The 13076-nt window shown below is 62.2% G+C and carries 8 protein-coding genes; 5 read left to right on the top strand and 3 right to left on the bottom strand.

Annotated elements, in window-relative coordinates; all coding sequences use genetic code 11:
* Nucleotides 1-128 precede the first annotated feature (128 nt).
* Entirely contained in the window at nucleotides 129-2885 is a 2757-nt protein-coding gene (locus AC2S2E_RS02855) for a [protein-PII] uridylyltransferase (protein WP_486523613.1), read from the bottom strand.
* Nucleotides 2886-3080: 195 nt separating this feature from the next.
* On the opposite strand from AC2S2E_RS02855, the gene lgt reads away from it, so the two are divergent.
* The 3 genes from lgt to AC2S2E_RS02840 all read left to right on the top strand — a co-directional run bounded on the left by lgt (nucleotide 3081) and on the right by AC2S2E_RS02840 (nucleotide 5863).
* Nucleotides 3081-4013 carry a prolipoprotein diacylglyceryl transferase gene (gene lgt / locus AC2S2E_RS02850; protein WP_486523612.1) on the top strand — a complete coding sequence of 311 codons (933 nt, stop codon included), beginning with the start codon at nucleotides 3081-3083 and terminating at the stop codon, nucleotides 4011-4013.
* Nucleotides 4006-5064 (top strand): class I SAM-dependent methyltransferase, encoded by a 1059-nt coding sequence (locus AC2S2E_RS02845; protein ID WP_476105989.1) that lies wholly within the window; start codon nucleotides 4006-4008, stop codon nucleotides 5062-5064. The genes lgt and AC2S2E_RS02845 overlap by 8 nt, the downstream gene beginning before the upstream one ends.
* A gap of 106 nt (nucleotides 5065-5170) precedes the next feature.
* A complete protein-coding gene (locus AC2S2E_RS02840; RefSeq protein WP_476105988.1) occupies nucleotides 5171-5863 on the top strand; it encodes a hypothetical protein in 693 nt (230 codons plus the stop codon).
* Between the two features lie 277 nt (nucleotides 5864-6140).
* Here the strand turns inward: AC2S2E_RS02840 and AC2S2E_RS02835 are convergent, their stop codons facing one another.
* Entirely contained in the window at nucleotides 6141-6410 is a 270-nt protein-coding gene (locus AC2S2E_RS02835) for a hypothetical protein (protein WP_476106133.1), read from the bottom strand.
* Between the two features lie 43 nt (nucleotides 6411-6453).
* Nucleotides 6454-8994, bottom strand: a complete 2541-nt coding sequence (gene gyrB / locus AC2S2E_RS02830) for a DNA topoisomerase (ATP-hydrolyzing) subunit B (RefSeq protein WP_486523611.1) — start codon at nucleotides 8992-8994, stop codon at nucleotides 6454-6456.
* Between the two features lie 115 nt (nucleotides 8995-9109).
* Here gyrB and AC2S2E_RS02825 point away from each other — a divergent pair, with 115 nt between their 5' ends.
* Both AC2S2E_RS02825 and AC2S2E_RS02820 read left to right on the top strand, forming a co-directional pair.
* The gene (locus tag AC2S2E_RS02825) at nucleotides 9110-10546 is read left to right on the top strand and encodes a M20/M25/M40 family metallo-hydrolase (RefSeq protein ID WP_486523610.1); all 1437 of its coding nucleotides are present in this window, start codon (nucleotides 9110-9112) and stop codon (nucleotides 10544-10546) included.
* A 180-nt stretch (nucleotides 10547-10726) separates the two neighbouring features.
* The gene (locus tag AC2S2E_RS02820; RefSeq protein ID WP_486523609.1) at nucleotides 10727-12838 is read left to right on the top strand and encodes a TonB-dependent receptor; all 2112 of its coding nucleotides are present in this window, start codon (nucleotides 10727-10729) and stop codon (nucleotides 12836-12838) included.
* Nucleotides 12839-13076: the final 238 nt, after the last annotated feature.

The raw sequence follows: 13076 nt of genomic DNA, 5'->3' as shown, positions 1-13076 counted from the left end.
ATGATTTCAACGCTGAAAGGCTCCGCTTAGGCCGCCGTTTCCAACGCAACATAGACAATATCGGGATTGTTAAGGGCCCCCCCGCCCTTAACCCGCCGGAGGCATCACTTCCCCCCGAACGCTCCCATTCAAGCCGTCGCCACCTCCGCCACCTCTTCGCTTGCCGCCTCCAGCAACCGCTTTTCGACTGCCTTCTGGCGCCCGCCGCCATCGACTTTGCCGCCGAACAGGTCGGTGACATAGAATGTGTCGACGGCGCGCTCGCCATAGGTGGCGACATGGGCGGAATGGACGATCAGGCGCGATTCGAACAGGGCGCGCGCCAGTCGGTTGAGCAAAGCGGGCCGGTCGCGGGCGGAAATTTCAACCACGGTAAAGCGGTTAGACGCGTCATTGTCGAATTCGACGCGGGGACGCACTTCAAACGCTTCCTGACGCGGGCGGGGCAGGGGCCGCGCGACCAGCTGGGGCAGCAGCTTGACCCGGTTAGCCAGCGCGTCGCCGATGGCCTTTTGCAGGCGTTCCAATTGGGATTGTTCCGAGAATGGGCGGCCCAGCGGGTCTTGGACCAGGAAGTTGTCAACGGCGGTGCCGCTGCGTGTGGTGTGGATGCGCGCGTCGATGATATTGCCGCCCGCAAGGTGGATGCCCCCCGCGATGCGATAGAACAGGCCGGGGTGGTCGGACGCGATGACCATCACCAGCGTCGCCCCGCGAGAGGCATCATAGCTGGTGGTGATGGACAAAGGCGCGCCCTTGGCCTCGTGCAGTTGGATGAGGTTGCGTTCGATCACATCCTCTGGTTCGGCGATCCAATAGGCGTCGGTGAACAATTTGCCATAGCGCGCGACCAGCGAGCCTTGCTCGCCCATGCGTTCGGTAACGATCTTCTGCTTGGCCGCGATGCGTTCGGCACGGTGGCGCTCGACATGGCCAAGGCGCAGGCGTTCCTCGGCGCTGGCGAAGAGTTCGGTCAGGAGTTGTCGTTTCCACCCGTTCCACACGCCCGGACCCACCGCCCGAATGTCCACAATGGTCAGCAGCGTCAGTTGCCGCAACCGTTCGAGCGATTGCACCACCGCCACGAAATCGGTGATCGTCTTCCAATCGGCCAGATCGCGCTTCATCGCCGTCGCGCTCATCAACAGATGTTGACGCACCAGCCAGCTGACCAGTTCGGTCTCCTCGCTGGTCATGCCCAGACGCGGGCAAAGGCGCAGTGCGATTTCTGCGCCCAGCACCGAATGGTCGCCCCCGCGCCCCTTGGCGATGTCATGCATCAGCACGCTGGCATAAAGCGCGCGTCGATAGTGGACCTTGCCGATGATGGCGGTGGCCAAAGGGTGGTCTTCAGCCAGTTCGCCCTTTTCAATCTTGGCCAGCAGGCCGATGGCGCGGATCGTATGTTCGTCCACCGTATAGTGGTGATACATGTCGAACTGCATCTGGGCATTCACGCGGCCGAAATCGGGGATGAAACGGCCAAATACCCCGGCCTCATTCAACCATCGCAGCACCGTTTCCGGGTCATGGCGGCTGGTCAGCAATTCCATGAACAATTCATTGGCGCGCGGGTTCTTGCGCACATCCGCGTCGATCAGTTTGGAATCGCGGGCGATCTGGCGCATGGTTTCGGGGTGGATCTCGAAACTTTCCGCGTCGGCAATCGTGAAAATTTCCAGCAGACGCACCGGATCGGCCTCGAACCAGTCATCCGAAGGCGCGGCAATACGGCCATGGGAAACCTTGTACCCCTTGATCGTGCGCGTCCGCCCCCGGAATGAGGCCAGCAGGCCCTTGCGCTTCTTCTTCTCGGTCTGCTCCTCCAATTGCGCCAGGAACACGCCGGTCAGGCTGCCCACCTGTTTGGCCTGAAGGAAGAAATATTGCATGAAACGTTCGACCGCGCTTTTGCCGGGACGGTCGGCAAAGGCCATGCGCTGGGCCACCTGCCGCTGCAGGTCAAAGGTCAGCCGGTCTTCGGCGCGGTTGGTGATCGTGTGCAGGTGGCAACGCACCGCCCAGAAAAAGCTCTCGGCGCGGCGGAAGGCGCGATATTCGTCCTGCGTCAACAGGCCCACATCGACCAGTTCGGCCGGGCTGCGCACCTTGTGCAGGTATTTGCCGATCCAGTAGAGCGTGTGCAGATCGCGCAATCCGCCCTTGCCCTCTTTCACATTGGGTTCGACCACATAGCGGCTGTCGCCCAGCCTCTTGTGCCGCTCGTTACGCTCGGCCAGTTTTTCGGTGACGAAATTGCGCTCGCTGCCCGCCACGACCTCGGCAAAGAACCGGCGGCGCGATTCGTCGAACAAAGCCTGATCGCCCCAGACATAGCGCCCTTCGAGCAGCGCGGTGCAGATCGTGATGTCCGATTTGGCCATGCGGACGGTGTCGTCCAGACTGCGGCTGGAATGGCCGACCTTAAGCGCCAGATCCCACAGGAAATAGAGCATGGCCTCGATCACCTGCTCGCACCAATGGGTTTGTTTGGACGGGGTGATAAAGGCGACGTCAACGTCCGAATGGGGCGCCATTTCGCCCCGCCCATACCCGCCCACCGCCATGATGGTCAGCCGCTCGCCCGTGCTGCGGTTGACGGAGGGATAGACATGTTCGACCACATGATCGTGGATCACACGCAACAACTGATCGATCAGGAAAGCCTGCCCCTCGGCGCAATCATGGCCCGCGCCGGGCCGTTCCAGCAGGCGCCGGTTGATCTCTTCGCGCCCATCGGCAAGCGCCTTGCGCAGCAATTCGACGATCGCTTGCCGGGCAAGGTTGGCCTTGCCGCCTGCTGCCTCCATCGCTTCGGCAATGGCGATGGTCAAAGCCCGGCGGTCGATCACCGCGCGTTGGTTGGGAATGCGAATGGCGTTCATCGGCAGCTTTCAACTTGAGGCAGGTCAGGGGCCTCTGGTGGCCTTAGTCTAAACGTCTCTACTTAAGCGACACTTATCACATTACCCCGTGGGACCATGGCCGCGCCAGAGGTTTGACACAGAAAAAGGTGACTTCTGTCATCGCCTTGTTGTATCGCCCCAGCATAAAGCCCCAGATACGGACACCAGTTCCCCATGTTAACCGATCTCCTGCCTGTTTCGCTGCACCATGGCGCGGCAATCTTCGACGTTCTGGCCGCCGGGGCCAGCGCGGTGAAAGAGCCGATCTATTGGGCCAGTCTGGGTCTGAAAAAGGGGATCGATCTGGGGTTTTTCACTCTGCGCTATTATTCGATGGCCTATCTGGCGGGCATCATCTTTGGCTATTGGCACCTTTCGCGCATGATCCGCCAACCGGGCAGCCCGCTGGCGCAGCGACATGTCGATGACCTGTTTTTCTGGTGCACGCTGGGCATCATTCTGGGCGGGCGTCTGGGCTATGCGACCTTTTATGACCACACGCTCTATACCGAACCGATGAAATTGCTGCGCCTGTGGGAAGGCGGCATGAGTTTCCACGGCGGGTTGATCGGGGTGGTCGTGGCCGTGGCGCTGGTGTGCCGTCAGGCCAAGCTGTCCTTTATCCGGGTGCTGGATTATGTCGCCCCCTGTGCGCCGGTAGGGCTGTTTTTTGGCCGCATCGCCAATTTCATCAATGGTGAATTGTGGGGCCGCGTGGCCGGGCCGGATGTGCCATGGGCCATGGTGTTCCCCGATGAAGCCGCGGGCAGCTTTGCCCGTCACCCCAGCCAGCTTTATGAAGCGGGCCTTGAAGGTCTGGCGCTGGGGCTGGGGCTGTTTGCGCTGTTCTGGCTGACGCGAGCGCGTTGGCGGCCGGGCATGTTGATGGGCACTTTCGCGCTGGGCTATGGCATGGCGCGTTTCATCGTCGAATTCTATCGCGAACCGGATCAGCAATTGGAGGAATTCGCCGCCCAGACCCATATGTCGATGGGACAATGGCTGACGGTGCCGATGATCCTGCTGGGCCTGTTCCTGATCGTGCGGTCTTTGGTGCGGCCTATGCTGGGGGCGCGGGTTCCGGTGCGTTCGGGCGCCGATGGCTGATCTTTCCGACCGGTTGCGCCGCCTGATCGCGATGCAGGGGCCGATCCCGCTCGCGCTTTACATGGCCGAGGCCAATGCCCATTATTATTCGACCCGCGACCCGTTGGGCGCGGGCGGCGATTTCATCACCGCGCCCGAAATCAGCCAGATGTTTGGCGAGATGGTGGGCGTGTGGCTGGCCGATGTGTGGCGGCGGGCCGGGGCGCCCGCGCGGGTGATCTATGCCGAACCGGGGCCGGGGCGCGGCACGCTGGCCCGCGATGCGTTGCGCGTGGCGGCGCGTTTCGGTCTGGTGCCGGATGTGCATTTCATCGAAGGTTCGCCCGAATTGCGTCGCGCGCAGGCGCAGGCTTTTCCGCAGGCGGTCTGGCACGAGGATCTCTCGACCCTGCCCGAGGATGCGCCGATCCTGCTGGTTGCCAATGAATTTCTCGATGCCTTGCCGGTGCGGCAAATGGTCAAGACGCCAACGGGGTGGCGCGAGCGGATGGTCGGGCTGGACGAGGATCGGTTCGTGCCGGTGTCGGGCGGATTGCCGATGGACAAAGCCATCCCCAAGGCATGGCAGGGGGCCGATGCGGGCGCGATCGTCGAAACATGCCCGGCGGCCAGTGCGACCATGGGCGAAATCGGCGCAAGGCTGGCCGCGCAGGGCGGGGCGGCGCTGATCATCGACTATGGCTATGCGCCAAGGCAGATGGGATCGACGCTTCAGGCATTGCGCGCGCATCAGCATGTCGATCCGTTCGCAACGCCGGGTGAGGCGGATCTGACCTGTCTGGTCGATTTTGTCACCGCGGCCCATGTCGCGCAAACCCATGGTGCGCGGGTGATGGGGCTGGCGGGACAAGGGGGCTGGTTGATGGCGCTGGGCATGGCCGAACGCGCGGCGTCACTGGCCAAGGCCGCACCGGATCAGGCGCAGGAGGTCGAGGCGGCCTATCACCGCCTGACCGCGCCCGATCAGATGGGTGTTTTGTTCAAGGTTTTGGGGCTGGCCGGGCGCGATTGGCCCGATGGTGCGGGATTTGCGCCTGTGACCAATCCGTAAATCTGCGATACAGCTTTTCCTCCGCATACACGCGGGCGCGCAACCGTCCGATTCTGCCGAAAGTTTCACCATTTCTGCCCAGCCTTCCTTTGCCCGGCAATCGCGGTTGCGCAGTCGCGCGACGGCCATCGCGCTGTCGCTGGCGATCATGCTGCTGTTTATCGCGGCGCTGCTCAGTCTGGGGCTGGCAGGGGCGAGCAAATTGCCCGGCGTGCCGCATCTGGTGTCGATCCAACTGGACGATGGCAAACAGCAGGCCAAGGCGCAGCAGCAACAGGTGACCGCGCCCAAGGTGGCGAAACTGGCCCAGCCGCCCAAGACGCCTGTGCCCACCCCGCCGGAGCCTGTGCCGACCACCCCGCCGCCGGCCAATTACATCAAGCTTAACCACGCCGATTTCGCCGCATCCGATATTGGCGCCATCGGTCGCCGTACCGAAGCGGTCGCGGCTGCCAATGCCGCCGCTCAACGCGCCGCGGCCGTCGGGCCGGGTGAGGGGCCGGGCGGCGTCCATCTCTACGCCGCTGCATGGTATCGTGAGCCAAGTGACGCGGAACTGCGCCCCTTTCTGGCCGGGGCTAACGCGCCGCCGGGGGCATGGGCAACGATCGCCTGCCAAACGGTTGATCGTTTTCATGTCGAAAATTGTCAGGAACTGGACGAATATCCGCTGGGTTCCGGCCTTGCGCGCGGGTTGCGCCGGGCCTCGTGGCAATTCCTTGTCTGGCCGCCGCGCGTCGATGGTAAGCCGCAGATAGGGACTTGGGTGCGGATCAGGTTTGATTTTACCAAAGGGTGATTTTGGGGCGGGAGGGTTTTTGCCTCCGGCGGGCAAAGGGATCCATCCCTTTGCAATCCCGTTATGGTGTGGCGTTTGATCGAAGCGTGGGTGGTTGGGGTTTTTAAAGCCTGCGGCGCGGCGAACTCGCGCTGATCAGCGCCGCAGGCTTTTAATTTCCGATATTGCGCCCGACACCCAAGGTCCAATTCACAGCGCAACCTATACAGTATGGGGATTGCAAAGGGACAAGTCCCTTTGCCCGCCGGAGGCCCTTAAAACCCCAGGAAAAACCTCGTTAATTCGTCTCCCGCTTCATCCGCTCGGCCAAAGCCTCCAGCTCTGCCGGTTCCAGCAGCCATGTCCGCGTGATCCGCCCGGCGCGATGCACGGGCGCGGTCAGCAGCAGGCGGGCGTTTTCCCGCGCATGGGGTTTGTAGAGTGTGAAATGGGTCACGCATTCGCGCACATCGGCGATCACGGGCACGCGACCTTCGAGGTCGATCATCGTCGCGGCTTGGTCCCACGGGATGGTATCGACGGTGGCGCGCTTGGGCTCGCTGGGCATATAGGCGTCGGCCGAGGTGTAATCGCGCTTTTTATCTTCTTCATCAGACATCGAGGTTGGCCACGTTGAGCGCGTTTTCCTGAATGAATTCGCGGCGGGGTTCGACAATATCGCCCATCAGGCGGGTGAAGATTTCGTCCGTTACGTCGGCATCCTCAACCTTGACCTGCAACAGGGCGCGGTTGTTCGGGTCCAGCGTGGTTTCCCAGAGCTGTTCGGCGTTCATTTCGCCAAGGCCTTTATAGCGCTGGATCGAGAGCCCCTTGCGCCCGGTGGCCAGCACCGCTTCGAGCAATTGCGAGGGGCGCGTGATCGAGCCATCCAGATCAACCGGGCGCGCGGCGGGGGGGGCGTCATCGCCCTCGGTTTCCTCGGCCATCGGCTCGGGTTCGGCCACGGCGGTCGAGCGGCTGAACTTGGCGGGGGCGCTGTAAACCTCGGCCTGTTCGGCGGCCAAACGGGCCAGCTTGCGCGCTTCGGCGCTGATCAGGAAGGCGGCCTCGATCTTGTGATAATCGGTGACGCCGCGCCAATGGCGCAGGAATTCGACATGGCCATCCTCGGTCAGGATCGCTTCCCACTTGGCCTCGCGGTCGGCGCGGCCCAGCCATGCGGCGGCCTTGTCGAGGGCGGCCTTGCGCTCGTCCGGCGTCATGCCATGTTCAAGCGAACCGGCCAGCGCCATCGCTTCGATGACGGCGGGGTTATACTTGCGCTGAACAAAGGCCATCAGGTTGCGGAAGCGCAGGGCGTGTTCGACCAGATCCTCCAGATCGCGGCCCGAACGCGCGCCCGTGGCGGTTTCCAGCATGCGGCCCGACAGGCCCGCTTCGACCAGATAACGGTCAAGCGCGGCATTGTCTTTCAGGTAAACCTCGGACCGCCCCTTGGCGACCTTGTACAAAGGCGGCTGGGCGATGAACAAATGCCCCGCACGGATGATGTCGGGCATCTGGCGGTGGAAGAAGGTCAGCAAGAGCGTGCGGATATGCGCGCCGTCGACGTCAGCGTCGGTCATGATGACGATCTTGTGATAGCGCAGCTTTTCCAGATTGAATTCATCGCGGATGCCGGTGCCCATCGCCTGAATCAGCGTGCCGACTTCCTTGGACGAAATGATCCGGTCGAAACGTGCCCGCTCGACGTTCAGGATCTTACCCTTCAAGGGCAGGATTGCCTGATAATGGCGGTCGCGGCCCTGCTTGGCCGAACCACCGGCCGAGTCACCTTCGACCAGGAAGAGCTCGCACTTCGACGGATCGCGTTCCTGACAATCGGCCAGCTTGCCCGGCAGGCTGGCGATGTCCATCACCCCCTTGCGGCGGGTCAGTTCGCGGGCGCGCTTGGCGGCCTCACGCGCGGCGGCGGCGTCGATGACCTTCTGGATGATCGATTTGGCGTTGGCAGGGTTTTCCTCCAGCCACTGCGTCATCTTGTCGGCCATCAGGCTTTCCAAAGGCTGGCGCACTTCGGAAGATACGAGCTTGTCCTTGGTCTGCGAGGAGAACTTGGGATCGGGCAGCTTGACCGACACAATTGCGGTCAGGCCCTCGCGCATATCCTCGCCCGAGAGTGAAACCTTTTCCTTCTTCAACATGCCCGAACGCTCGGCATAATTGTTGAGCGTGCGCGTCAGCGCGGCGCGGAAGGCGGCCAAATGGGTGCCGCCGTCGCGCTGGGGGATGTTGTTGGTGAAGCACAGGACGTTTTCGTAGTACGAATCGTTCCACTGCAACGCCACATCGATGCCGATCCCGTCCTTGTCCGCCGTGATGGCGATGGGTTCGGGGATCAGCGCCATCTTGTTGCGGTCGAGATAGCGCACGAAGGCCGCGATGCCGCCTTCGTAATAGAGGTCGTGTTCCTTGACTTCCTCTCCGCGCAGATCGCGCAGCAGGATGCGCACGCCCGAATTCAGGAAGGCCAGTTCGCGGTAGCGATGCTCCAGCTTGTCAAAGTCATAGACGGTGACATTCTTGAACGTCTCGTCGCTGGCCAGGAACGTTACGCGTGTGCCGTTCTTCTTCTGGCCCTTGCGGGTGCCCGATTCATAGATCGGCGCCTCGCCCTTGACGATCAGCGGGTTTTCCGCGTCGCCATTGCGGAACCGCATCCAATGTTCCTTGCCCTCGCGCCAGATGGTCAGTTCGAGCCATTCCGACAGCGCGTTGACCACCGACACGCCCACGCCGTGCAGACCGCCCGAAACCTTATAGGCGTTGTCGTCGCTGGTGTTTTCAAATTTGCCGCCCGCGTGGAGCTGGGTCATGATGACCTCGGCCGCCGAGACGCCTTCTTCGGGGTGGAGGCCCGTGGGAATGCCACGCCCGTTGTCCTCAACCGACACCGACCCATCCGGGTTGATCTCGATCAGCACCAGATCGCAATGGCCCGCCAAGGCTTCGTCGATGGCATTGTCCGACACTTCGAACACCATGTGATGCAGGCCGCTGCCGTCATCGGTGTCGCCAATATACATGCCGGGGCGCTTGCGCACCGCGTCCAGTCCCTTGAGGACCTTGATCGAGTCTGCGCCATAGGCGTTGGTGTTGGGTTGATTGGTGTTCGAATTTTCGGTGCTCATAGATAGCCTATAGGCATTTTGGCGCAGGACTGAAAGGCGCTTTGCCCCCTTCCGTCCACAGAGTTTTCCTGCTGAATTGCCGCAAAATCGCGAATAGGCGAAACAGGAGGCAATAATGAAGCATGGCAGGCAGTTGCTGGCCGGAGCGGCAGCTCTGGCGGGAGTGATGGCGGGCGGGGGCGCGGCCGCACAGGAGGCGCCCTTGCGCCCCGATCAGGTGGCCTTCCGTTCGCTCTACAAGGAACTGGTCGAAACCGATTCCTCGATCACGACGGGCTCCTGCACGCTGCTGGCCGACAAGGTGGAAAAGCATCTGCGCGCCGCCGGTTATGGCGACGCCGACATCACCCGTTTTGCCGTGCCCGAACATCCCAAGGAGGGCGGGCTTGTCGTGATCCTGCCCGGCACCTCCAAGACATTGAAGCCGATCCTGCTGCTGGGCCATCTCGACGTGGTGGTGGCCAAGCGTGAGGATTGGACCCGCAACCCTTATGAATTCATCGAGGAAGGCGGCTATTTCTATGGTCGCGGCACATCCGACATGAAGGCGATGGACGCCATCTGGATCGACATGATGGCGCGGATGAAGAAAGAGGGCGTCAAGAACAAGCGCACGCTCAAACTGGCGTTGACCTGCGGCGAGGAAACGAGCTGGGCGTTTAACGGCGCGCAATATCTGGCCAATAACAAGCGCGACCTGATCGATGCGGAATTTGCGCTGAATGAAGGCGGCGGCGGGCGCACGGACGGAAAAGGCAAGGTCATCGTCCAGAACCTGCATGTCGGCGAAAAGACGGTGGTGAATTACCGGATCGAAGCGACCAATCCGGGCGGCCATTCCTCGATCCCCATTCCCGACAATGCGATATATGAATTGTCGGATGCGCTGGTAAAATTGCGCGCCTTTGATTTCCCGCTGATGTTGAATGACACTACACGCGCTTTCTTTGCCAAGGCCGGCCCCGCGCGCGGCGGCGATATGGGCAAGGCCATGGCCACCATCGCCACCGCCCCCATCGGCAGCCCGGAAAGCAATGCCGCCGAGGCGATCCTTAATACTGACCGCTCCTATCACTCGATGTTGCGCACGACCTGCGTGGCGACGCTGCTTGATGGCGGCCATGCCAACAATGCTCTGCCCCAGCGGGCCGGGGCCAATGTCAATTGCCGCATCTTCCCCGGTGTGGCGGCAGAGGACGTGCGTGCCACGCTGGAAAAGGTGATTGCCGATCCGAAAATGACCGTGAAGCAGGTCGATGATCGTGGCCCTCTGGCCAAATCGCCGCCGCTTACGCCCTTTATCGTCGGCCCTGCGGAACGGTTGGTGGCGAAATATTACCCCGGAACGCCGCTGGTGCCGGTGATGTCGACCGGCGCGACCGATGGCATCTATCTGGAGGCGGTGGGCATTCCTTCCTATGGTCCTCCGGGCCTTTATGGCGATCCCGATGGCAATGGGGCGCATGGTTTGAACGAACGCGCCATCGTCAAGGCTGTCTATACGGGGCGCGAATTCCTGAACGAACTGGTGAAGGAATACGCCAACAAGTGAGTGCGGCGGGCGGGGGCGAGGTTGATTTCGCCCCCGATCCGCAATTTGTCGTAGTTTGGCGGCAAATGGGCGGATTTTACGATATGTGATATTGTATCATTAAAATGGGGGTGCTAGGAGGATCCGTATGAGGGCGTAGCGGTGCTGCGTCGCAACAAGAATAAGGGTCTGGCATTTCCCATGAAAATCACGCGCATCCCCCCTGCCTGCGCAACTGCGGCCTTGGCTGTCGCTTTGGCCTCCCCCGCCTTTGCCGCTGATGATGCCGCGCCCGATGGTGGCCTGCATGCCGGCCCCCCGGCTGAAATCGTCGTTTCGGGCGTCTTGCCCCGCAACCAGCAGGACATCCTTTCGGGCGTCGCCGTGCTCAAGGGCGCGCATCTCGATCAGGCGCTGCGCTCCTCCATCGGTGAAACACTGGCCCATACGCCGGGCGTGACGGCCACGTCCTTTGGCCCCACGGCCTCGCGCCCCGTGTTGCGCGGGATGCAGGGCGAGCGCGTGCGCGTTCTGGTCAATGGCATCGGGTCCATCGACGTGTCGAACACCAGCGCCGACCACGCACCCGCTGTTAACCCCTTGCTTGCCGACCGGATCGAGGTTCTGCGCGGGCCGCAGGCCTTGCTTTACGGTTCGGCGGCGGTGGGCGGCGTGGTCAATGTGATCGACCGCCGCATCCCCAATGAAGTGCCCAAGGAGCCGATCCATATCAGCACTTTGGCCACATATGGTTCGGCGGCGAATGAAAAGTCCTTTGCCGGAACGGTAGATGTGCCGCTGGGCGGGGGCTGGGTGGCCCATGCCGATGGCAGCCGGGCGGTGTCCGATGATATGAAGATCGGCGGCTATGCGCTGACGCCCGCCTTGCGTCAGCAGGCTTTGGCCACGGCGGCATCGGGCGCGGGCGATCCGGATATCGATTATGCCGCCAATGCCAATGTAAAGGGGCGCCTGCCCAATACCGCCGCCAAAAGCTGGGAAGCGGGCGCAGGTATCGCCTATATCGGCGCACAGGGCAGCATCGGCTTTGCCTATAGCCACACGGACAGCCTCTATGGCGTGCCAATCCGCTACGCCACTCTGCCCGATCAGGAGCAGGAAGCCCCGCGCATCAAGCTGCAACAGGACCGTTTTGACATGCGCGCCGAAATCCGCCCGGTCGGCGGCGTGATTGAAAAGATCTCGGCCCGTGTCGGCTATGCGGCCTATCAGCATGCCGAGCTGGACCCGACGGGTGCGGTGGGCACCCGCTTCTTCAACCATGGCATCGAGGGCCGCCTTGAAGTCACCCAGACCAAGATGGGCGGATGGCAGGGCGCCAGCGGCGTGCAATTCGTCAATCGCGATTTCAACGTGATCGGCGATGAAGCTTTTCTGCCGCGTAACAGCACCCAGCAACTGGGCCTTTTCACGCTGCAAAGCTTTGATGCGGGCGCGGTCAAGTTTGAGGCGGGCGGCCGTTATGAACATTCCAGCCTGAGCGCATCGCCCTTGCCCGATCAGACCCAGTTCTGGGGCGGTCAGCGTAATTTCGACACATTCTCCTTCTCTGGCGGGGCGACCTATCGGGTCAATCCGGCATGGACGCTGGGCCTTTCGGCATCGCGCACCGAACGTGCGCCCGCGGCCGAGGAAATGTTTGCCAACGGGCCTCATGCCGGGACGCAGGCGTTTGAAATCGGCGATGTGAACCTGAAAACCGAACGCTCCACCAGTGTCGAGGCCATCGTGCGCGGCGGCGGCAAGGGTTATTCGATCGAGGCTTCGGTCTATCACAGCTGGTTCGGCAATTTCATTTACGAAGATCCGACCGGCGCCACCGAGGACGGCCTGCCCGTCTATCAGATGCGTCAGGCGCCCGCGCGCTATTACGGCTTTGAAATTCAGGGCGCGGCGACTCTGGCCGAAATCGGCGCTTGGCGTTTACAGGCCGACGCGATGGCCGATGCGGTCAAGGCGACGATTTCGGGCGTCGGTCCGGCCCCGCGAATCCCGCCTCTGCGCGTTCTGGGCGGCCTGACGCTGAGCGATCCGCGTTGGGATCTGCGCGGCGAGGTCGAACATGTGACCGCGCAAAACCGCATCGCGGCGCAAGAAACGCCGACGGCGGCCTATACGCTGGTCAATGCCGAATTCGGGTTCAAGCCGGGCGGCAAGGATGGCCGGGTGTCCTTTACCCTTGGTGCGCGCAATCTGTTCAATGTCGATGCGCGCCGCGCGGCCAGTTTCCTCAAGGATTACGCGCCCTTGGCCGGACGCGATATTCGCCTGTCCGTGCGTTTGACGGTCTGATCGAGGTCATGGTTGCGCCGCATGCATTTTGCAGCGGCGCAATCTTCTATGCTGCAAATGCGAAGGGCTGCCTCACCGAAGTGGGGCAGCCCTTTGGTGCTTCATGGGGTTGAGAGGACCATGGAAGCTATAGTTTGTGTGACCGCGATTAGGCCAGCACAGCAGCGAAAAACAGGCCGCTGACGCTGAGCGCGGCGGCAAAAGCCACGATATTGCGCGACATGGGGTTACTCCTGGG

Source organism: Novosphingobium sp. 550D (genome assembly GCF_057401885.1).
Note: the sequence above shows the minus strand (reverse complement) of the source record. Positions and strands in the feature narration are given on the sequence as shown.

Bases quoted from the DNA above. Each gene is read 5' to 3' on its own strand.
- AC2S2E_RS02825 (WP_486523610.1), top strand. From the start codon at position 9,110: ATGAAGCATGGCAGGCAGTTGCTGGCCGGAGCGGCAGCTCTGGCGGGA.
- AC2S2E_RS02855 (WP_486523613.1), bottom strand. From the start codon at position 2,885: ATGAACGCCATTCGCATTCCCAACCAACGCGCGGTGATCGACCGCCGG.
- AC2S2E_RS02845 (WP_476105989.1), top strand. From the start codon at position 4,006: ATGGCTGATCTTTCCGACCGGTTGCGCCGCCTGATCGCGATGCAGGGG.
- gyrB (WP_486523611.1), bottom strand. From the start codon at position 8,994: ATGAGCACCGAAAATTCGAACACCAATCAACCCAACACCAACGCCTAT.
- lgt (WP_486523612.1), top strand. From the start codon at position 3,081: ATGTTAACCGATCTCCTGCCTGTTTCGCTGCACCATGGCGCGGCAATC.
- AC2S2E_RS02835 (WP_476106133.1), bottom strand. From the start codon at position 6,410: ATGCCCAGCGAGCCCAAGCGCGCCACCGTCGATACCATCCCGTGGGAC.
- AC2S2E_RS02820 (WP_486523609.1), top strand. From the start codon at position 10,727: ATGAAAATCACGCGCATCCCCCCTGCCTGCGCAACTGCGGCCTTGGCT.